Below are 19,867 nucleotides of genomic sequence, written 5' to 3'. Positions count from 1 at the left end.
GACGGTGTCGGCGGCCCCGGTGGCGGCGTTGGGATGGCTCCATGACGCCCACTCCTTCCGCCGCTCCCGCCTCCCGCCGCTCGTTCCGGGCCGTGGGACTGTCCGCCGCCGGGGCCGCCGGGGTGCTCCTGGTCCTGGGGATCGCCGCGGGCTGCGGCGCCATGGCGGGCGGACCGGTCCGTTCCGAGGCGGAGTTCCTGGAGCACGTACGCGAGACGCGGGCCGCAGGCGAGGACACGGTGCGCTTCCTCGGCTCGGATCCGGACTCCGTCATCCTGGACGAGTCCAGGAGCAGCACGTCCTGCGTGGACGACCTCGGAGTCGACGGAGACGGCATCAGCCGGGACCAGCCGGCCGTCTCCTGGGCCCCGGACTTCCCGGACGGCGACGCCGGGTACCGCGCGGCGGTCGCCGGGCTCCGCGGGCGGTGGTCCGAGCGGGGGTGGAAGGTGACGACGGACCCGGTGACCGACCCGGTCACCGGCGAGGCGACCGGCCTGCGCGAGATCCACACCACCGACGACCACGGCGTCACGCTGTCGCTGAGCCCCGGCCGACGCCCCGGCGAGGGCCGCCTCGTCGCCGACGGCGGCTGCGTCCGCCACGAAGGCGTCTGGGAGACGGACGACCGGGATCTCTACTGACGGCTGCTGAGGGGTGGGCGCTGGGGGCACCCTGGGGGAGGCATCCGGCCAACGCCGGTAAGCGTGACCCACCCCCGGCCAGCCCCAGGTACCCCCTAAGAAGCCAGCCGCGAGCTACCCGTTCTTGATCCGGTTCGTCAGCTCCGTCACCTGGTTGTAGATCGACCGCCGCTCCGCCATCAGCGCCCGGATCTTCCGGTCGGCGTGCATGACCGTCGTATGGTCCCGCCCCCCGAACTGCGCTCCGATCTTCGGCAGCGACAGGTCCGTGAGCTCCCGGCACAGATACATCGCGATCTGGCGGGCCGTCACCAGCGCCCGTCCCCGCGAGGTCCCGCACAGATCCTCGACGGTCAGCCCGAAGTAGTCCGCGGTCGCCGCCATGATCGCCGTGGCCGTGATCTCCGGCGCGGAGTCCTCCCCGCCCGGAATCAGGTCCTTGAGCACGATCTCGGTGAGCCCCAGGTCCACCGGCTGCCGGTTGAGCGAGGCGAACGCCGTCACCCGGATCAGCGCGCCCTCCAGCTCACGGATGTTCCGCGAGATCCGGGACGCGATGAACTCCAGCACCTCAGGCGGCGCGTTGAGCTGCTCCTGCACCGCCTTCTTGCGCAGGATCGCGATCCGCGTCTCCAGCTCGGGCGGCTGGACGTCGGTGATCAGGCCCCACTCGAAGCGGTTGCGCAGCCGGTCCTCCAGCGTGACCAGCTGCTTGGGCGGCCGGTCGCTGGAGAGCACGATCTGCTTGTTGGCGTTGTGGAGCGTGTTGAAGGTGTGGAAGAACTCCTCCTGCGTCGACTCCTTGTCCGCGAGGAACTGGATGTCGTCCACGAGCAGGATGTCCATCTCGCGGTACCGCTTGCGGAAACTGTCGCCCTTGCCGTCGCGGATGGAGTTGATGAACTCGTTGGTGAACTCCTCGGAGCTGACGTACCGCACCCGCGTGCCCGGATAGAGGCTGCGCGCGTAGTGCCCGATGGCGTGCAGCAGATGGGTCTTGCCGAGCCCCGACTCCCCGTAGATGAACAGGGGGTTGTACGCCTTCGCCGGCGCCTCCGCGACCGCCACCGCGGCCGCGTGCGCGAACCGGTTGGACGCGCCGATGACGAACGTGTCGAAGAGGTACTTCGGGTTCAGCCGCGCCGTCGGCTCACCGGGACCGCCCGCGGGCGACGGCTTGGCGGCCATCGGCCCGGCCGCCCCCGCGGAGGAGCCGTCCGGCCGCCCGGTCCCGCCCCGGTGCGCGGGCCCGCCGCCCATCGGCTGCTCGGGCAGCTCACGGCGGACCGGGTCGCGCTGGTCGTACTCGGCACGCGAGGACTCGTAGTCGGAACGGTCGTAGTCCGACCGCTCGTACTCGGAGCGCGGCTTGTCGTAGTCCGGGCGCGACGGCTCGTACTCCTGGCGCTCGCCCCGCTCCCCGCGCTCGCGCGGGCCGTCGTACTCGCCGCGCTGCTGCTCGTAGGAGGGCCGGTCCCGGTAGTCGTGGACCGGCGGGCCGTAGGGGTCCTGGAGGTGGGAGCGGGAGGACGGCGAGGCGTACGGGTCGCGCTCGGGGAAGCCGAGCCGCTGCTGCTGCCAGCCGTAGTCGTCCTGTCCGCCACGTGGCCAGGCGCCGGGCTCCGGACGCTGGTACTCGGCGGGGTAGGCCGGGCGCGCCGTGGGCAACTGGTCGCCGCGCGAGGACGGTTCGCCGCCTTGATGCTGCTCCGCGCGGTGGCGGCCGTAGCCCTCGTACGACGGACCGGAGGGCAGCTCCGGCTCCTCGTAGCGCGCGGGGGCCGGCTGCGGCGTGCTCGGCGCCGGGGGCTCGCCCGCGGAGTCGTCGACGGTGATCGCGATGCGGATGGGGCGGCCGCACTCGCGGCTCAGCGTCTCGCTGACGACCGGCGCGAGACGGCCCTCCAGTACGCCCTTCGCGAATTCGTTCGGTACGGCGAGCAGGGCGGTGTCCGCGACCAGCGCGAGCGGCTGGCAGCGGCGGATCCAGTGTTCGTCCTTGACCTCGACACCCTGTCCGCGGCCCTCCCCGAGGAGCTGCTCCAGTACACGTGGCCACACTGCGGCAAGATCGGCAGGTACGTCAGCCACAGGGCACGCTCTCTCACGGGGTGAATTTCGGGTGGTCGGCGGGGCAAACCCGCCGGGGCGGGGGACAAAAGAACGAATCGGAGTCCAGCCACGGTAGTCAGCGCGGCCGGTAGCATTCAAGTTGTTGTCCCCAGCCTGTGGACAGTGTCTCCCAGCGACACTCGGTTTGACCGGATGGCGTAGCCCCGCGTACCGTAACCAGGTCGAGTTGTCGATGGCTGCTGCCGCCTGCCTCCGATGGGCACAGATCGCGTCAGGTGATCGGGAAGCGGTGCACTCGGGCGTGACGCGAGCTACTCGTGGGCGCACGGTGACAGCCAGGACGGCACCCCGCCACTACCGATTCTTTCTGGAGCCCCCGAGTGAGCAAGCGCACCTTCCAGCCGAACAACCGTCGTCGCGCGAAGACCCACGGCTTCCGGCTGCGTATGCGCACCCGTGCCGGCCGCGCGATTCTCGCGTCCCGCCGTAGCAAGGGTCGCGCCCGTCTGTCCGCCTGATCCCGGTCAGGTCATGACATCGTGCTGCCCACCGAGAACCGGCTGAGGCGGCGCGAGGACTTCGCGACCGCTGTACGACGAGGTCGCCGGGCCGGTCGCCCGACCCTCGTCGTCCACCTTCGTAGCGGTGCCACGGACCCGCACGCGCCTGGGGAGAGCGCTCCTCCGACGCGTGCGGGTTTCGTCGTCAGCAAGGCCGTGGGTGGCGCGGTCGTGCGCAACAAAGTGAAGCGCAGACTGCGTCATCTGATGCGTGACCGAGTCGCACTTTTCCCCCCCGGTAGCCTGGTAGTGGTACGAGCGCTGCCCGGGGCGGGCGACGCCGACCATGCACAGCTGGCCCAAGACCTGGATGCCGCCCTACGGCGGCTGCTGGGAGGGGGCACGCGATGAAGTACCCGCTGCTGGCTCTGATCAAGCTGTACCAGTGGACGATCAGTCCACTGCTCGGGCCGGTGTGCAAGTACTACCCGTCGTGCTCCCATTACGGCTACACGGCCATCGACCGGCATGGTGCGATCAAGGGCACGGCACTCACCGCCTGGCGCATCCTCCGGTGCAATCCGTGGTCGCTGGGCGGTGTGGACCATGTCCCGCCGCGCAAGCGTCCGCGGTGGCACGAAATGCTGCGCGACGCCTGGCGCGCACGCCGGGGCGGGCCCTCCGCCGCCGAACCGGCCACCGAAGCGAAGCCCGAGGACTTTGTCTCCGAGCTTCCTCCGAGCCCGGCCGCAGAGACCTCGTCCCATGCCCAAGGAGCATGATTAGTGGACACGATTGCCAGCCTCTTCAGTTTCATCACCTGGCCCGTCTCCTGGGTCATCGTCCAGTTCCACACGGTGTACGGGGCGATCTTCGGACCTGACACCGGGTGGGCCTGGGGCCTGTCCATCGTGTCCCTGGTGATCCTGATCCGCATCTGCCTGATCCCGCTCTTCGTGAAGCAGATCAAGGCGACTCGCGCGATGCAGACGCTCCAGCCGGAGATGAAGAAGATCCAGGAGCGCTACAAGAACGACAAGCAGCGTCAGTCCGAAGAGATGATGAAGCTGTACAAGGAGGCGGGTACCAACCCGCTCTCCTCGTGCCTTCCCATCCTGGCGCAGTCGCCGTTCTTCTTCGCCCTGTACCACGTGCTCAACGGCATCGCGTCGGGCACCAAGATCGGTTACATCAACTCCGACCTGCTCGCCAGCGCCCGCCAGGCGCACATCTTCGGGGCCCCGCTGGCCGCGAAGTTCCTGGACGGCGCCGACACGGTGCAGAAGCTCGGCGCCTCGCTGACCGACGTCCGCGTCGTCACCGCGATCATGATCGTCCTGATGTCGGCGTCGCAGTTCTACACGCAGCGCCAGCTGATGACGAAGAACGTCGACACCACGGTGAAGACGCCGTTCATGCAGCAGCAGAAGATGCTGATGTACGTCTTCCCGATCATGTTCGCCTTCTTCGGCATCCGCTTCCCCGTAGGTGTCCTCGTCTACTGGCTGACCACCAACGTGTGGACCATGGGCCAGCAGATGTACGTCATCCGCAACAACCCGACTCCGGGCTCCAAGGCCCAGGCCGCGTACCTGGAGCGCCTGACCAAGCACGTCACGCACCACGGCAAGGTCGGCCGCCGCAGCGAGAAGGCGATCATCAAGGCGATCGTCGCCAAGGGCCGCGAGCGCAACGAGTTCGAGCGCAAGTTCATCAACGCCCTGAACAAGGCCGGCCTCGCCGCCCAGGCGGACGGCACCGTGGTCAAGAGCGTGGCGGCCGAGACCGAGGCGGGGACCGAGGACGGCGCGATCACCACCGCCGGTACGGCCCCGCGGCGCCAGCAGCCCAAGCGCCAGAGCAAGTCCCAGCGCCAGTCCGGCGGGACCAAGCAGGCGGGCGACTCCCCGTCCCTGGAGAAGTCCGACCCCGCCGGTCAGCCCGACTCGTCGGAGAAGACCGACCAGCCGCAGGACAGCAAGCCCGCCGCTGCCCAGCAGGCATCGAAGCCCGGCACGGGCGCCCGCAGCAAGGCCCAGAGCGGCCAGCGCAAGGGCGGTCCGCAGCGGCCCAAGTCCCCGTCCAAGAAGTAAGAAGGAGCCCAGCCCGTGACGGAAGGCACCACCTCCGCCGCTGCCGAGGGTGCAGACACCCTCTCCCGCCTGGAGCAGGAGGGTGAGATCGCGGCGGACTACCTGGAGGGTCTGCTGGACATCGCCGACCTCGACGGCGACATCGACATGGATGTCGAGGCCGACCGGGCCTCCGTGTCGATCATCAGCGACAGCGGCAGCCGGGATCTGCAGAAGCTGGTCGGCCGGGACGGCGAGGTGCTGGAGGCCCTTCAGGAGCTGACGCGGCTGGCCGTGCACCGGGAGACCGGTGACCGCAGCCGGCTGATGCTGGACATCGCCGAGTACCGGGCCACCAAGCGGGCCGAGCTGTCCGAGCTGGGCGCCCAGGCCGCCGCCGATGCGAAGAGTTCCGGCGAGCCCGTGAAGCTCCGGCCCATGACCCCCTTCGAGCGCAAGGTCGTGCACGACGCGGTCAAGGCCGCCGGGCTGCGCAGCGAGTCCGAGGGCGAGGAACCGCAGCGGTTCGTCGTCGTGCTGCCCGCCTGATCGGTCCCCCTTGTTACACCGGCCCCGTCTGTTGAGCAGGCGGGGCCGAACTTTGTCAGCCTGGTAGTTCTGGTGGCCGGTGCGCGAAGCACCGGCGCTGTACGGAAGGACGGTCCCCGTGACGGAGGCAGCGGAGCTTCCCCCCGCGCCCGAGCAGGCGCGCGAAGTATTCGGTGATCGCTTCGCCGATGCGGTGCGCTACGCGGAGCTGCTCGCGGAGGCGGGCGTGCAGCGAGGTCTGATCGGCCCGCGGGAAGTGCCCCGCCTGTGGGAGCGGCACATCCTGAACTGCGCGGTGCTCTCCGAGGCCGTCCCCGAGGGAGTGACGGTCTGCGACGTAGGCTCCGGCGCCGGGCTGCCGGGCATCCCGCTGGCCCTGGTCCGCGAGGACCTCAACATCACCCTGCTGGAGCCCCTGCTGCGGCGCACCAACTTCCTCACCGAGGTCGTCGAGCTGCTCGGCCTGGACCATGTCACCGTCGTGCGGGGACGTGCCGAGGAGGTCCTGGGCAAGCTGGCGCCGGTCCATGTGGTGACCGCCCGCGCCGTGGCCCCGCTGGACCGCCTGGCCACCTGGGGGATTCCGCTGCTGCGCCCGTACGGCGAGATGCTGGCCCTCAAGGGCGACACCGCCGAGGAGGAGCTGAAGGCCTCGGCCACCGCGCTGAGCAAGCTCGGTGCGGTGGAGACCTCGATCCTCCATGTGGGCGAGGGCATCGTGGACCCCCTCTCCACGGTGGTCCGGGTCGAGGTCGGGGAGAGCCCCGGCGGTGTGCGCTTCGCCGCCAAGCGGGCGAAGGCCGCGCGCACCGGCCGCGCCCGCCGGCGTCGCTGAGCCGCCCCGGACGTACTCCACACAAGCTGCCCGCCTACGCACGACGGAGTGTCGCAGGGCCCCGGTCGCCGGTGCTGTGCATCGTTGTTTCACGTGAAACGTCGCTCACTGTTGCACGGCATCATCAGTCGCGGCCGCGCGGCCGAACCCCGCGACCGGAAGCCCCTCGGTTCTCTCCGAGGAGGCTCGGACCCCTCCGCCACGCCGGCTCCGTCCCCCGCAGAGGGCACGGAGTTGTCCACAGAGGTGGATTTCTCCACAGAAGACCCGGCCTCACTGGTTCATGACCCCGAAGGCATGGGAGGCTCTGTTCATTGCGAGCCTGAAGTCGAGGAGAGTGAATCCTTGCGGTCCGACGCCAACATCGCGGGACCGATGACCGATCCGGTCCCCGGTCCCCGAACCGAGTCGATGGGGACGGATGTTTCACGTGAAACACCGCCCCCGATGGACGACACCCCCATCGGTCGTGCGGCCCAACTGGCCGTGGAGGCTCTCGGTCGCGCCGGCGAAAATCTGCCGCGACCGGAGCAGACGCGCGTCATGGTGGTCGCCAACCAGAAGGGTGGCGTGGGCAAGACGACGACGACCGTCAACCTTGCCGCCTCGCTGGCTCTGCACGGTGCCCGTGTGCTGGTGATCGACCTAGACCCGCAGGGCAACGCATCCACGGCCCTCGGGATCGACCACCACGCCGAAGTTCCGTCGATCTACGACGTGTTGGTGGAGAGCAAGCCGCTCGCCGAGGTCGTCCAGCCGGTACCGGACGTCGAAGGACTCTTCTGTGCCCCGGCCACCATCGATCTCGCCGGTGCGGAGATCGAGCTGGTGTCCCTGGTGGCCCGCGAAAGCCGCCTGGACCGCGCGATCCAGGCGTACGAGCAGCCGTTGGACTACATCCTCATCGACTGCCCGCCCTCGCTCGGCCTGTTGACGGTCAATGCGCTGGTCGCGGGCCAAGAGGTCCTCATCCCGATCCAGTGCGAGTACTACGCGCTGGAGGGCCTGGGGCAGCTGCTGCGCAATGTCGATCTGGTGCGGGGGCACCTCAACCCCGCCCTGCATGTATCGACCATCCTGCTCACCATGTACGACGGCCGGACGCGTCTCGCCTCCCAGGTCGCGGAAGAGGTGCGCAGCCACTTCGGCGAAGAGGTGCTGCGGACGAGCATTCCCCGCTCGGTCCGTATCTCCGAGGCGCCGAGCTACGGGCAGACGGTGCTGACTTACGATCCTGGATCGAGCGGCGCCCTCTCGTATCTTGAGGCGGCCCGAGAAATCGCGCTGAGGGGCGTTGGCATCAGCTATGACGCGAGCCAGGCCCATGTCGGCGCCCAGAGCGACCCGAGCATGGTGGAGGGGATCCAGTGAGTGAGCGACGGAGGGGGTTGGGCCGAGGTCTGGGCGCGTTGATCCCTGCTGCCCCGGTCGAGAAGAACCCGGTGCCGAGCGCGTTGAGCGGCGGTGCGTCCGCCTCTCCCGCGGGCGTCCCGGTCCTGACGGCCGAGCGCGGAGTTGCCGCGGCGAAGGTGGCCACGCTGCCGTCGCCCGCCCAGGAAGACGAGGAGCGGCCGGCCGACCCGGATGCGGAGACGCTCGCGCCTCCGCTGGGCGCCCACTTCGCCGAGATCCCCCTGGACGCGATCACGCCGAACCCGCGCCAGCCGCGCGAGGTCTTCGACGAGGACGCCCTGCACGAGCTGATCACCTCCATCCGGGAGGTCGGTCTGCTCCAGCCGGTCGTCGTACGGCAGCTGGGCCCCGGCCGCTATGAGCTGATCATGGGCGAGCGCCGCTGGCGCGCCTGCCGTGAGGCCGGCCTTGAGGCCATCCCGGCGATCGTCCGGGCCACGGAGGACGAGAAGCTTCTCCTGGACGCGCTGCTGGAGAACCTGCACCGCGCGCAGCTGAACCCGCTGGAAGAGGCCGCCGCCTATGACCAGCTGCTGAAGGACTTCAACTGCACGCATGACCAGCTGGCCGACCGGATCGGTCGCTCCCGCCCCCAGGTCTCCAACACCCTGAGGCTGCTGAAGCTCTCGCCGACGGTGCAGAAGAGGGTCGCCGCAGGGGTGCTCTCCGCCGGGCACGCACGGGCGCTGCTGTCCGTGGCGGACTCGGAGGAGCAGGACCGGCTGGCCCATCGCATCGTGGCCGAGGGGCTGTCGGTGCGGGCCGTCGAGGAGATCGTCACCCTCATGGGCTCCCGGCCGCAGAAGCCGCAGCGCCCCAAGGGACCGCGGGCCGGCTCCCGGCTCTCCCCGGCGCTGAACGAGCTGGCGACCCGGCTGTCGGATCGCTTCGAGACCCGTGTGAAGGTCGACCTCGGGCAGAAGAAGGGCAAGATCACCGTGGAGTTCGCCTCCATGGAGGACCTTCAGCGGATCCTGGGCACCCTCGCCCCCGGCGAGGGCCGGGTCCTGCCGAACGATCTTCAGGAGAGCGCCGAGGACGACCAGGACGACTGATCCCTGGACGCTTCGATCCCCTGGGATCATGCGACGAGCGGGCGTGTCCGGTGTGTACCGGAACACGGCCCGCTCTTTGCTTTGCGGCAGTATCGAGTGAATCGCATCCTGGATACGATGCGAGTGTTCAGGGAGCGCAGTGCTCGGACGGCCGTTCGCACCGCAGCGGCCGGTGAGGGAAGCGAGGAAGGGCCTTCATGGGGCGTCGGCTGGTGCCGCTCACACTGGACAACCTTCAGGATCTTCCGCAGCGCTGCCGCTCCTGTGTCTTCTGGGAGCTGGACCCCGTCAGCGGAGAGGCGGCGGTCAAGGCCGGTACGGCCGCCGAGGAGAAGGAATCCTGGATCTCCGCCGTCCTGCTCGACTGGGGCTCCTGCGGCCGCGTGGTCTACGTCGATGACGCACCGGTGGGCTATGTGCTCTACGCCCCTCCCGCCTATGTCCCGCGTTCCTCTGCCTTTCCCACGAGCCCGGTCTCCCCGGACGCCGTGCAGCTGATCACGGCCTTCATCAAGCCCGGCTATCAGGGCCAGGGGCTCGGCCGGGTGCTGGTGCAGACGGTGGCCAAGGATCTGCTGCGCCGGGGCTTCAAGGCCATAGAGGCATTCGGCGACGCCCGCTGGAAGGAGCCCGCCTGTCTGCTGCCGGCGGACCATCTGCTGGCCGTGGGCTTCAAGACGGTACGGCAGCATCCGGCGCATCCCCGGCTGCGGCTGGAGCTGCGGTCGACGCTCTCCTGGAAGGAAGACGTCGAGATGGCGATCGACCGGTTGCTGGGCGCAGTCCAGAAGGAGCCGGCGCTGCGGCCGTTGTAGTGGCACGTCCCTGGACGGATACGAACGAAGGGGCCGACCCGTGGAGGTCGGCCCCTTCGTGTTTCACGTGAAACATCACTCGGCGATGAAGTCCTCGAGGTCGCGGACGATCGCGGCCTTGGGCTTGGCGCCGACGATGGTCTTGGCGACCTCGCCACCCTGGTAGACGTTCAGGGTCGGGATGGACATGACCCCGTACTTGGCGGCCGTGGCCGGGTTCTCGTCGATGTTGAGCTTGACGATCTCGATCTTGTCGCCGTGCTCGGCCGCGATCGCCTCCAGGGAGGGGGCGATCTGGCGGCAGGGACCGCACCAGGCGGCCCAGAAGTCCACCAGGACGGGCTTGTCGTTCTTGAGGACGTCCTCGTCGAAGGAGGCGTCGGTCACGTTCTTCAGGGCGGCCACGCTGGGCTCCTTAACTTGATCGTGGGGTGGGAGAGGGGAGGAAGCTGAGAGGAGGGTCAGACCGCGGCGGTCTTCTCGGGCTCGGCCTGGTCCTCGTCCGCGAGGGCGGCGAGGTAGCGCTCGGCGTCCAGGGCGGCGGAGCAGCCGGTGCCGGCCGCGGTGATCGCCTGGCGGTAGGTGTGGTCGACCACGTCACCGGCGGCGAAGACACCGGTCACATTGGTGCGGGTGGACGGGGAGGCGACCTTCAGGTAGCCCTCCTCGTCGAGGTCCAGCTGGCCCTTGAACAGCTCGGTGCGCGGGTCGTGGCCGATCGCGATGAACAGACCCGTCACGGGCAGCTCGGACAGCTCGCCGGTCTTCAGGTTGCGCAGCTTCAGGCCGGAGAGCTTCTGCTCGCCCTGGATCTCGGCGACCTCGCTGTCCCAGACGAACTTGATCTTCGGGTCGCCGAAGGCGCGCTCCTGCATCGCCTTGGAGGCGCGCAGGGTGTCCCGGCGGTGGACGATCGTCACGGACTTGGCGAAGCGCGAGAGGAAGGTGGCCTCCTCCATCGCGGTGTCGCCGCCGCCGATCACGGCGATGTCCTGATCCTTGAAGAAGAACCCGTCGCAGGTGGCGCACCAGGAGACACCGCGGCCGGACAGCGCGTCCTCGTTCGGGAGGCCGAGCTTGCGGTGCTGGGAGCCGGTGGTGACGATGACCGCCTTGGCCTTGTGGACCGTGCCCGCGGTGTCGGTGACGGTCTTGATCTCCCCGGTGAGGTCGACCGAGACGATGTCGTCCGGGATCAGCTCGGCGCCGAAGCGTTCGGCCTGCGCCCGCATGTTGTCCATGAGGTCGGGGCCCATGATGCCGTCACGGAAGCCCGGGAAGTTCTCCACCTCGGTGGTGTTCATCAGCGCGCCACCGGCGGTGACGGCGCCCTCGAACACCAGGGGCTTCAGCGACGCACGGGCGGTGTAGAGCGCCGACGTGTAGCCTGCGGGCCCGGAGCCGATGATGATCACATTACGGACATCGCTCACGGCTTTATTCCTCGTCTCTGGTCTGCGTCAGTCGACCGGTGGAAGTCCCTTTCGGGGCTCTCACCCCACCCAACGGATCCTACGGGGCGCGCATTCCCGCTGTGTCCGGGCACACGCGTGCGTGAGACGACTGGCCGGGACGCGGGTCAGGGACGGGCGACGGGTTGCTTCAGCAGAACCTTGCCGGCGGAGACGGACCGTTGTCCGACGCAGGCGGCGTCGACCACGTAGGCCGTGACGTGCGCGCTGTCCTGAGGGTCGGGGAGCACGACGAGATAGGCACTCTTCCCGCCGTACGTACCGGCCTTCGCGGCCAGGGCCTGTTCGCCTCGCGGTACCGCGAGCCGGACGCAGTCGGGGACGGCGACCTGTGGCTGGAGGAGGGTGTTCGCGCTCTCGCCCGTCTGCGGGGTGCTCTGCCCGGAGCTGTGGCCAGATCCCGGCCGCCGGCCTCCTTCCCGCTGAGGGCTCTTCTTCGCGGTCAGCAGCTCCCGTACCTGGTTCTGGACGCTGCTGCCCGAGAACACGTCGGTGGATGCGCTCGGCCTGCCGTGGGCCGTCGGGGAGGATGTACCGCCGCCGAACGACTGGAGCACCAGCGCACCGGCGCCCAGGACGGCGGCGGCCAGCACACCGCCCAACACGGCGGTCCTGCGGCGGCGTCCGGGCCCGTTCTTCTTCCGGCCCGGCCCGGTCGCGGCTTGCGGACGGCCGACGGGGCGGTCGGTGGAGCGGTCGGCGGGCGGCCGGTCAGTGGGTTGGTCGGCCGGAGCGGTCGTTCCGTATGCGGCAGTGGTCGATGTTTCACGTGAAACATCGGCCGCGGTGTCCGGCCGGGAAACGTTGAGCGGTGCCTCGGCGGCCAGGGCGGCATCGATGCGCTGGGCCACGTCGACCGGCATGGGCTCCGTCGCCTGCGCGGAGTCCAGCAGCCCCCGGATCTCCTCCAGGGAGGCGTAGACGTCCGCGCAGGGCTCGCAGGCGTCCAGATGGCGCCGCACGTCCGTGCTGCGGTCGGGCGGGAGAAGGCCCTCGGCGAGGTCGGAGATCTCGGTGACGTCCGGGTGCCCGGCCGTGTCCGTCGTCGATGTCACGCTCGCCCACCTCCGCCCTTCGCTACAGCTGAATCGGTCGGTCCCGTCTCCGGGAGACTCGCGTCGCAAGCCCCCGTCGCGGATGGGACGGATGTCCCTTGCACCTGGTTCCGGCCGGGACGCAGATGGGCGAGCAGGGGCAGCAGCCGGGCTCTGCCGCGGGCGCACCGACTCTTCACCGTGCCCGTCGGCACATCCAGGATCCGGGCCGCCTCGGCGACCGGGTAGCCCTGCATGTCCACCAGGACCAGCGCGGCCCGCTGCTCCGGCGCCAGGGTGCCCATCGCCTCGATGAGCTGGCGGTGCAGATCATTGCGCTCGGCCGGCGCGGACGCGGACTCGTGCGGCTCCAGTAGCTGCTCCAGCCGCTCGGTGTCGTCCACCGGGGCGGTCTTGCGCGAGGCCGCCTTGCGGGCACGGTCCAGGCAGGCGTTGACCGTGATCCGGTGCAGCCAGGTGGTCACCGCCGACTGGCCCCGGAAGGAGCCCGCGGCCCGGTAGGCCGACACCAGGGCGTCCTGCACCGCGTCGGCGGCCTCCTCGCGGTCCCCCAGCGTGCGCAGCGCGACCGCCCAGAGCCGGTCCCGGTGCCGCCGGACGATCTCTCCGAAGGCGTCGGGTTCTCCCCGCACATGGCGGGCGAGCAGCTCCTGGTCGCTCACCCCGTCGTATCCGGCGCCCTCCGCCATCTGCCCCTCCGGTCCGGGTGAGACGTCAGCCCGTGAACTTCACTTCGCCGATGGCCTGCTTGTAACCCGCTCTGGAGTACAGCTCGGAGTCGTAGCCGGACTTCGGCAGGGCAGTCAGCCAGACGAGGACGTACCGCGTCTTCAGCTGCTTGGTGACCTTCACATTGGCGGTGGTGCCGGTGGTGGTGACACTGCCGATCTTGGTCATCGAGTCCAGCGACGACGGGGTCAGCGAATCCGCGGCGTACAGCTCGACCGTGGTGTGGTCGCCGCCGTAGCGCAGGCTGAGCGTGGCCGTGTCGAGCTGGGTGGCCGAGCCGAGGTCGTAGACGATGCCGACGCCCGGCTTCAGCGGCGCGATGGGCGGACCGTCGTTGAAGGACTTGGTCTTCCAGTAGGTCGAGGGATTGCCGTCGTATGTCTTGGCGACGTTGGCGGGGCTCTGGGCATCGCCCTCGGCGACGAACTCCTGGCTGCCCTGGATCTTTATCGGTGCCGGCGGCTGATTGGCGGTCTTGTCGCCGCCGTCCGTGGTGCGGCTCTTGTTGGTCTCGTTGGACTTGCCGCCCTGGTCCATCAGCGCGTCCGCCAACTGCCAGCTGCCCAGGCCGAGAGCGGCGATGAGCAGGGCGGAGACCGCCCACTTCAGGGCCTTGCCGGTACGGCTCTGGAGCGGGGGCGGCGGAGCGGCGATCGGCTGGGGAGCGCCGGGGTGCGGCGCTTGACGGCCGTAGGTGCCCTGCTGGTAGGTGGTGCGCTGGTACTCCGGCGGTGCGGTGAACGCCGGCTCCGGCGGGCGGATGCGCGGCATCTCGCCGATCGCCTTCACCAGCTCCTCCGGCGTGGTGCACGGCGCCTCGTGCCGGGACGCGGTGGCCCCGTCGTTGGCGAGCGCCCGCATGGCCAGTTCCGACAGACCGCGGTGGACTCCGGCCCGCACCTGGTCCGGCGCGATGAGACCGATGTCCTTGGGGAGGCCCGACAGACCGTAGGCGTCGTCCTCGTAGGGCCAGCGCTGGGTCAGCGCCGCGTACAGCAGGGCGCCGAGCGCCTCGGTGTCGGTGCGCTGCGGGGTGTCGGAGCTGATGCCGCGCAGCGCGGCGTTCACCGCGAGGCCGCGGATGCGCCACTGGCCGGTCGAGGCGCGCAGCACGGCGTTGGGGTTCAGCCGCAGATGGGCGAGGCCCTCGCGGTGTGCGGCGGCCATGGCGGAGGCGACCTGACTGACCATCTGGTACGCGTCGTGCGGCTCCAGCGGACCGGCCGTGAGCAGCGTGGTCAGCTCGGTGGCGTCGGGCAGCCATTCGTGGACGACGTAGACGAGGTCGTTCTCCTCGACCGCGTCGAGGACCTGGACGAAACGCGGGTCGCCGAGCAGTGCGGAGGCGCGGGCCGCGGCGAGGACCGAACGGGCCCGCGCGTGGTCCGCCGGCAGGACGTGGACGCCGACGGCGCGGCGCAGTTTCTCGTCGACCGCACGCCAGCTGCTGAATCCGTCCAGTCGGGTGACGCACTCCTCCAGCCGGTAGCGTCTGGCGAGCTTGTGACCGCTGTGCAGTTCGGGCGGCGAGGTCTGCTGGAGAGAACCCTTCGCGTCGCTCCCCCGCCCCCCGTCGCCGTCCGTGTCCCGCTGCGGGTTCTTGGCCACCCCGTCGGCCGTGGACTGGTCCGCCTTCGCGGTCAGCGGCTGCTCGCCGCTGTTGTCTGCCACGTCGACGGCAGCCGTGCTCCGTTCCGCCACCGTCGTCCCTGCCTCCCCATCCGTTGCACGCTGTCCGACGCCGAAACCAATTGTGCCCACAGTCCGCCGCTATGCACGACACACGGCGGCGGACGATGGTTGTGCGCTTACCCCCGCCTCAGCGGCCCAGCCGCCCGCGCACCATGCCCACGAGCGAGTTCAGTTCGTCGATCCGCATCCGGCGGGCGGCGACGAAGAAGACACCGAGCAGTACGGCCCCGCCGGCGACCAGGGCCGCGAAGGAGCCGATGACGCCCTGGCCGAGGGTATGCCCGATGCCGTAGCAGGCCGCGCCGCTGAGCAGGGCCGCCGGTACCGAGGCGATGCACAGCCGGGCGTACGTCCGCAGCACCCGCGCGCCGTCCAGGTCGCCGCCGAGGCGCTTGCGCAGCCGCCGCCAGGCGACGATGACGCCGATCGCGTAGGCGATGCCGTACGCGGCCGCCATGCCGGCGACCGCCCAGCGGGCCGGCAGCAGGAAGAAGCACAGCGCCGAGGCGCCCGCGTTGACCGCGGCCACGATGACGGTGTTGTAGAAGGGGGTGCGGGTGTCTTCGTAGGCGTAGAAGGCGCGCAGGACGACGTACTGCACCGAGAACGGGATCAGGCCGAGGCCGAAGGCCATCAGCATGTAGCCCATGTTGGTGGCCGAGCCGACGCCCGAGCTGCCGAAGATCAGGGTGCACATCGGGATGCCCAGCGACACGAAGCCGAAGGCGACCGGGACGATGGCGACCGCGGTGGTCCGCAGGCCCTGGGAGATGTCGTCGCGTACGGCGCCGCCGTCGCCCTCGGCGGCCGAGCGGGCGATGCGCGGCAGCAGCGCGGCCATCAGGGAGACCGTGATGATGGCCTGCGGCAGGCCCCAGATCAGCTGGGCGTTGGCGTAGGCGGCGAAGCCGGTGCCCGAGACGCCGGAGTCCTTGCCGGCCGCGGTGGACAGCTGGGTGACGATCATGGCGCCGGCCTGGTTGGCGAGGACGAACAGGAACGTCCACTTGGCGAGCGCCGCCGCCTTGCCCAGTCCGTGGCCGCGCCAGTCGAACCGGGGCCGGATCCGGAACCCGGTCTCGCGCAGATAGGGGATCATCGCCAGCGCCTGCACGACCAGGCCGAGCAGCACACCGACGCCGAGCAGGCGCTGACCCTGCGGCGGGATGTTCGTGACCGTCATGTGGGAGTGGGCGGCGGTGCCGTAGACCCAGATGAACATGCCCAGCGTCACGATGATGACGATGTTGTTCAGGACCGGGGTCCACATCATCGCGCCGAACTTGCCGCGCGCGTTGAGGACCTGACCCATCACCACATGGATGCCCATGAAGAAGATCGAGGGCAGGAAGTAGCGGGTGAAGGTGACCGCGACCTCGTTGGCTGCCGGGTTGCTGGCGACCGGGTTGGAGATCAGGCGGACCAGCAGGGGGGCCGCGAACATCGCGAGGACGGTCAGCGCGGCCAGTGCCACCATCACCAGGGTCAGCAGCCGGTTGGCGAAGGCCTCGCCGCCGTCCTCGTCCTCCTTCATCGAGCGGACCAGCTGCGGCACGAAGACCGAGTTGAGGCCGCCGCCGACGGTGAGGATGTAGATCATGGTCGGCAGCTGGTAGGCGACCTGGAAGGAGTCGCCGAGGAAGCCGAGGCCGAGCGCGGAGACGATCAGCGCGGAGCGGACGAAGCCGGTGAGCCGGGAGACCAGGGTGCCCGCCGCCATCACGGCGCTGGACTTCATCAGCCCGCCGACCTTGCCGCCCTTCTTGGCGGGCGCGGCGGTCGCCACGGAGACAGCGGGTGCCATGACCGTCTCGGCCGGCCCGGACCCGGCCGGGACACCGGGCGCCGGGGCCCCGGCCGGTGCGGGTGCCGGGGGCTGCACCGGGTTCTGGGCGGAGGCGTAGGGCGCGGCGGGCGCGGCCGGGTATCCCTGCCCGGCGTACGGATTCTGCTGCGGGTGCCGGCCGTAGGCGGGCGGGTACTGGCCGCCGGGCGCTGCTCCCATACCCGGCGCGGCGGCCGGGCCCGGAACGCCCGGCGGGTCCATCGGCGCGTGTCCGCCGCTGTGCTGCTGGTCCTTGAAGAGGTGCGCGAAGGCGTCCGGCTCGTGGTACTCCTCGCCGGAGTTCGACACCAGGTCGTCCACGCCCACGAACTGGGTGGTGCGCGGGTCGTCGCCGTAGGGCAGGTGGGGTGCCGCGCCCTCCGGCTCGGGCGGTGGGGTCTGCGCCCACACCCGCGGGTCGGGCGCGTACGGCGACTGGGCGGGCTGTCCGTACAGTGGCTGCTCGTGGGCGCCCGGAGGGGGCGGGGGGTGCGCGGCGCGGTCGTAGAGCGCCTCGGCGACCGGGTCCTGGGCGGTCAGGTCGTGTGCCCGGTAGGGGTCCTGGTCGTAGGCGTCCTGGAGGTACATGTCCGCCGCTTGCTGCGGCGGTACCTGGCCGGGCTCGGGCGGCGTCTCGGGGTAGCCCGAGCCGGCCGCGCCCTGGCCGCGGTCACCGTCGTACGGCGCGTTCATGCCTTACCCCACCTCATCGTCCCGGGCCCACCGGCCACGACATCGCTCAACGGTCCACTCTCTCACCCGTCCCGGACGGGTCGGTGCTTTCCGGTGCGGTGTCCGGCGCAGGGTCACTCGGCTGCTCCGGGTCGTCTGCCCCGGCGGCGGAGTCGGACTCTTCCGGGAGACGATCTCCGGGTGCGCCGGGGTTCCCCGGCCCGTCGGAGGGCTCTCCGGCCGTGCCGTCGCCGCCCTCCCCGCTCTGGCGGGCGGCGGCGCGCTTGCGCTGGGTGTACATGCGGAAGCCGGCGAGGACGAGGAGCAGCACACCGCCGCCGATGACCAGCATCACCGTGGGGGTGACCTCGGTGACCTTCACATCGAAGCTGACGGGGGCGCCGTACTCCTGGCCGTCCTCGGTGTACAGCTGGGCGATCACCGTGGCGCGGCCGTTGGCGTTGGCCGAGGTGGTGAACTTCACGGACTGGGCGTGGCCGCCGGCGATGTCGACGGGCTGCTCGTAGTACGCCTTGCCGCCGATCTTCAGTCGGGTCGGCTGGGTCGAGGTGAGGCGCAGCACCAGGTGGCCGACCGGCTGGACGAGGTTGTTCTGGACGGTCACCGGGATGGTCGCGCTGCGTCCGGAGAGCTTGGTCTCGGACTTGTCGATCAGCCGGACCTGTCCGGCCAGGTCGTCCAGCCAGGACTCGACACCGCTGCGGAAGCTGTCCCCGGCCTCGGACTGGCCGCGCCACGAGGTGGACATCCCGCGGTTTATGGCCCGCCCGAAGGGGGTGACCACGCGGGACTGGTCGGACAGGATCACCTGGAAGTCGTCGAGCTTGTCCTGGGTCCGGGCGATCTGCTGGAAGGCCGAGGCCGGCAGCTCCTGCCGGCGCAGGGACGAGGGATAGGCGGAGGTCGACGGAATGCGTGTGGTGGCGTTCGGGTCGGGCTTGGCCTTGGCCGCCGCCGTCAGATCCTGGGCCTGGGACCAGGTGCCGCCCTGGAGCGCCCGCACGGCCGTGGCCATCGCCTTCGCCTGGGCCGCCGTGGGCAGGCGCTGCGGGGCGACGACGATGCTGCGCTGCTGGTCCGTCTGCGCGTTGATCTCGAGACTCTGGGCCAGGAACTCCTGTACGGCGAGCGTGGCGGAGTCCGCCTTCGTCAGATCGCCCTCGAAGGCCGTGGACAGCTTGGCGTCGGCGACGACCGCCGTGGTGCCGCCGCCGACCGGGCGGGCGGCGGAGGGCGTGTACGACAGCCCGGCCGTCTCCTGGAGGCTGTCGCTGCGGGCGATCACCCGGTCCGCCCCGGCGGAGGTCGCGACCCGCATGATCGACGGGTCCACGGCGCCGTCCACCGGCCACGCGTAGTCGGTGCTCGGGGTGACGTGGAGCACGGTCTTCACGGTGGTGGCGGCGACGTCGGTGGCGTCCTTGAGATGGCTGAGGGAGCCGGTGACGCTGGTGCCGCGGTGGGCGAGGGAGGCCAGGTCGGGGTCGGCGAAGGGCAGGGCGACGACCTCCTTGCCGACCACCGCCTTCTGGAGGTTCGCCAGCCACTGCTTGGCGAGCGCCTGGTGCTCCTTGGGGCCCGCGACGGTGGTGTCGCCGGCGCCTTGCAGCCGGTAGTTGCCCGATGCCATGGCGTCCACGGAGGCCAGCAGATCCGGGTCGATCACCCAGGTGACGTCCAGGTCCTTGCCCAGGCTGACCAACTGGTCCAGCCGACCGCCCGGCGCGAGTTCCTTGGCCAGCTCGTCGTCGAGGAACACCGGCGTCTGAAGCTCGCCGGCGCCCGTCTTGGCCGTCATGTGGACGGTGGACAGCAGCGGCCACAGGACCGTCGTCCTGGTCCGCGGGTCGGCGTCGGACGGCTGCCACGGCAGGAACGTCCGCTGGCCGCCGAGCACCTGCTGCCAGGGCTGGGCGGAGGTCTGCCCGGACAGGGCGACCCCGAACTCGTAGACACCGTTCGCGCCGAGGTCGAGCTTGTCCACCGGCACGGAGATGCTGAAGTGCTGGGCGACTCCCGGCGCCAGCCTGGCGAACTTCTGCTCGTACTTGCCGCCGACCTCGGAGCCGTTGACTCCCTGGATGTCGTCGGGGTGCCGGGCCACGTCGTCGATCCCCGAGCGGGTGTTCAGCATCGGGCCGACCCGCAGGCCCACATGGGCGCCGGTGACGGTCTGCTTGCCGTTGTTGGTCACCGTGCCCGCGACGGTCAGGGTGTCGCCGTCCGTGGGGGCGTTGGGGGTCAGCGAGTCCAGGGCGACGGACACCTGGTCACCGGACGCGGCCGCGGCGGGCGCGGCGGCGGGCAGCTGGAGCAGCCCGGCCAGCAGGGGCGCCCCGGCGAGCAGCGCTCCGGTGCGCCGCAGCCACCGGCGCGCGGGTGAGGCACTGGTCCCCTGGAAGTCAGCCGCCTCGGCCACGCGCTCGCCCGTCCCTCGTCGTCTCA

Annotated in this window: 18 protein-coding genes; 10 read left to right on the top strand and 8 right to left on the bottom strand. The window is 70.5% G+C overall.

The annotated features are described in order from the left end of the window. Window positions 1–41: 41 nt before the first annotated feature. Complete coding sequence (locus tag AC069R_RS09150; RefSeq protein ID WP_478765858.1) at window positions 42–644, top strand: hypothetical protein; 603 nt, start codon at window positions 42–44, stop codon at window positions 642–644. 114 nt (window positions 645–758) lie between these two features. On the opposite strand, the gene dnaA is transcribed toward AC069R_RS09150, so the two are convergent. Further along, the gene (gene dnaA / locus AC069R_RS09145; RefSeq protein ID WP_478765856.1) at window positions 759–2,735 is read right to left on the bottom strand and encodes a chromosomal replication initiator protein DnaA; all 1,977 of its coding nucleotides are present in this window, start codon (window positions 2,733–2,735) and stop codon (window positions 759–761) included. Between the two features lie 362 nt (window positions 2,736–3,097). On the opposite strand from dnaA, the gene rpmH reads away from it, so the two are divergent. The 9 genes from rpmH (at window position 3,098) to AC069R_RS09100 (ending at window position 9,956) form a co-directional block, all read left to right on the top strand. Continuing rightward, entirely contained in the window at window positions 3,098–3,235 is a 138-nt protein-coding gene (gene rpmH, locus AC069R_RS09140) for a 50S ribosomal protein L34 (RefSeq protein WP_003956500.1), read from the top strand. A 21-nt stretch (window positions 3,236–3,256) separates the two neighbouring features. Further along, the gene (rnpA, locus tag AC069R_RS09135) at window positions 3,257–3,628 is read left to right on the top strand and encodes a ribonuclease P protein component (protein ID WP_078967093.1); all 372 of its coding nucleotides are present in this window, start codon (window positions 3,257–3,259) and stop codon (window positions 3,626–3,628) included. Continuing rightward, a complete protein-coding gene (gene yidD / locus AC069R_RS09130) occupies window positions 3,625–3,999 on the top strand; it encodes a membrane protein insertion efficiency factor YidD (protein WP_145488813.1) in 375 nt (124 codons plus the stop codon). Before rnpA ends, yidD begins: the two co-directional genes overlap by 4 nt. A 3-nt stretch (window positions 4,000–4,002) precedes the next feature. Next, the gene (gene yidC, locus AC069R_RS09125; RefSeq protein WP_478765854.1) at window positions 4,003–5,310 is read left to right on the top strand and encodes a membrane protein insertase YidC; all 1,308 of its coding nucleotides are present in this window, start codon (window positions 4,003–4,005) and stop codon (window positions 5,308–5,310) included. A gap of 15 nt (window positions 5,311–5,325) precedes the next feature. Next, complete coding sequence (locus AC069R_RS09120; protein ID WP_478765852.1) at window positions 5,326–5,838, top strand: Jag family protein; 513 nt, start codon at window positions 5,326–5,328, stop codon at window positions 5,836–5,838. A 118-nt stretch (window positions 5,839–5,956) separates the two neighbouring features. After that, a complete protein-coding gene (gene rsmG / locus AC069R_RS09115; protein WP_397985051.1) occupies window positions 5,957–6,673 on the top strand; it encodes a 16S rRNA (guanine(527)-N(7))-methyltransferase RsmG in 717 nt (238 codons plus the stop codon). Window positions 6,674–6,970: 297 nt separating this feature from the next. Continuing rightward, the gene (locus tag AC069R_RS09110) at window positions 6,971–8,044 is read left to right on the top strand and encodes a ParA family protein (RefSeq protein ID WP_478766141.1); all 1,074 of its coding nucleotides are present in this window, start codon (window positions 6,971–6,973) and stop codon (window positions 8,042–8,044) included. Then, complete coding sequence (locus tag AC069R_RS09105; RefSeq protein WP_478765850.1) at window positions 8,041–9,141, top strand: ParB/RepB/Spo0J family partition protein; 1,101 nt, start codon at window positions 8,041–8,043, stop codon at window positions 9,139–9,141. The genes AC069R_RS09110 and AC069R_RS09105 overlap by 4 nt, the downstream gene beginning before the upstream one ends. Window positions 9,142–9,338: 197 nt before the next feature. After that, window positions 9,339–9,956 carry a GNAT family N-acetyltransferase gene (locus AC069R_RS09100; RefSeq protein ID WP_478765848.1) on the top strand — a complete coding sequence of 206 codons (618 nt, stop codon included), beginning with the start codon at window positions 9,339–9,341 and terminating at the stop codon, window positions 9,954–9,956. A 75-nt stretch (window positions 9,957–10,031) separates the two neighbouring features. Here the strand turns inward: AC069R_RS09100 and trxA are convergent, their stop codons facing one another. The 7 genes from trxA to AC069R_RS09065 all read right to left on the bottom strand — a co-directional run bounded on the left by trxA (window position 10,032) and on the right by AC069R_RS09065 (window position 19,841). Further along, window positions 10,032–10,361, bottom strand: coding sequence for a thioredoxin (gene trxA / locus AC069R_RS09095; RefSeq protein ID WP_037650402.1), 330 nt, complete (start codon window positions 10,359–10,361; stop codon window positions 10,032–10,034). 56 nt (window positions 10,362–10,417) lie between these two features. Next, the gene (gene trxB, locus AC069R_RS09090; protein ID WP_471062370.1) at window positions 10,418–11,389 is read right to left on the bottom strand and encodes a thioredoxin-disulfide reductase; all 972 of its coding nucleotides are present in this window, start codon (window positions 11,387–11,389) and stop codon (window positions 10,418–10,420) included. A 146-nt stretch (window positions 11,390–11,535) separates the two neighbouring features. Further along, window positions 11,536–12,483 carry an anti-sigma factor family protein gene (locus tag AC069R_RS09085; protein ID WP_478765846.1) on the bottom strand — a complete coding sequence of 316 codons (948 nt, stop codon included), beginning with the start codon at window positions 12,481–12,483 and terminating at the stop codon, window positions 11,536–11,538. Next, a complete protein-coding gene (gene sigM, locus AC069R_RS09080; protein ID WP_478765844.1) occupies window positions 12,480–13,172 on the bottom strand; it encodes an RNA polymerase sigma factor SigM in 693 nt (230 codons plus the stop codon). Before sigM ends, AC069R_RS09085 begins: the two co-directional genes overlap by 4 nt. 25 nt (window positions 13,173–13,197) lie before the next feature. Next, window positions 13,198–14,913, bottom strand: a complete 1,716-nt coding sequence (locus AC069R_RS09075; protein ID WP_478765843.1) for a protein kinase family protein — start codon at window positions 14,911–14,913, stop codon at window positions 13,198–13,200. A 118-nt stretch (window positions 14,914–15,031) separates the two neighbouring features. Beyond that, window positions 15,032–17,422, bottom strand: coding sequence for a murein biosynthesis integral membrane protein MurJ (gene murJ, locus AC069R_RS09070; RefSeq protein ID WP_478765841.1), 2,391 nt, complete (start codon window positions 17,420–17,422; stop codon window positions 15,032–15,034). A 46-nt stretch (window positions 17,423–17,468) separates the two neighbouring features. Further along, the gene (locus AC069R_RS09065) at window positions 17,469–19,841 is read right to left on the bottom strand and encodes a DUF6049 family protein (RefSeq protein WP_478765839.1); all 2,373 of its coding nucleotides are present in this window, start codon (window positions 19,839–19,841) and stop codon (window positions 17,469–17,471) included. Window positions 19,842–19,867 lie beyond the last annotated feature (26 nt).

This window comes from Streptomyces sp. NPDC043952 (genome assembly GCF_056435325.1).
This window is presented reverse-complemented; position numbering and strand designations above follow the sequence as displayed.

Coding starts and splice junctions, on each gene's coding strand:
- AC069R_RS09150 (WP_478765858.1), top strand. CDS start 42: ATGACGCCCACTCCTTCCGCCGCTCCCGCCTCCCGCCGCTCGTTCCGG.
- yidD (WP_145488813.1), top strand. CDS start 3,625: ATGAAGTACCCGCTGCTGGCTCTGATCAAGCTGTACCAGTGGACGATC.
- AC069R_RS09110 (WP_478766141.1), top strand. CDS start 6,971: ATGGGAGGCTCTGTTCATTGCGAGCCTGAAGTCGAGGAGAGTGAATCC.
- AC069R_RS09100 (WP_478765848.1), top strand. CDS start 9,339: ATGGGGCGTCGGCTGGTGCCGCTCACACTGGACAACCTTCAGGATCTT.
- sigM (WP_478765844.1), bottom strand. CDS start 13,172: ATGGCGGAGGGCGCCGGATACGACGGGGTGAGCGACCAGGAGCTGCTC.
- murJ (WP_478765841.1), bottom strand. CDS start 17,422: ATGAACGCGCCGTACGACGGTGACCGCGGCCAGGGCGCGGCCGGCTCG.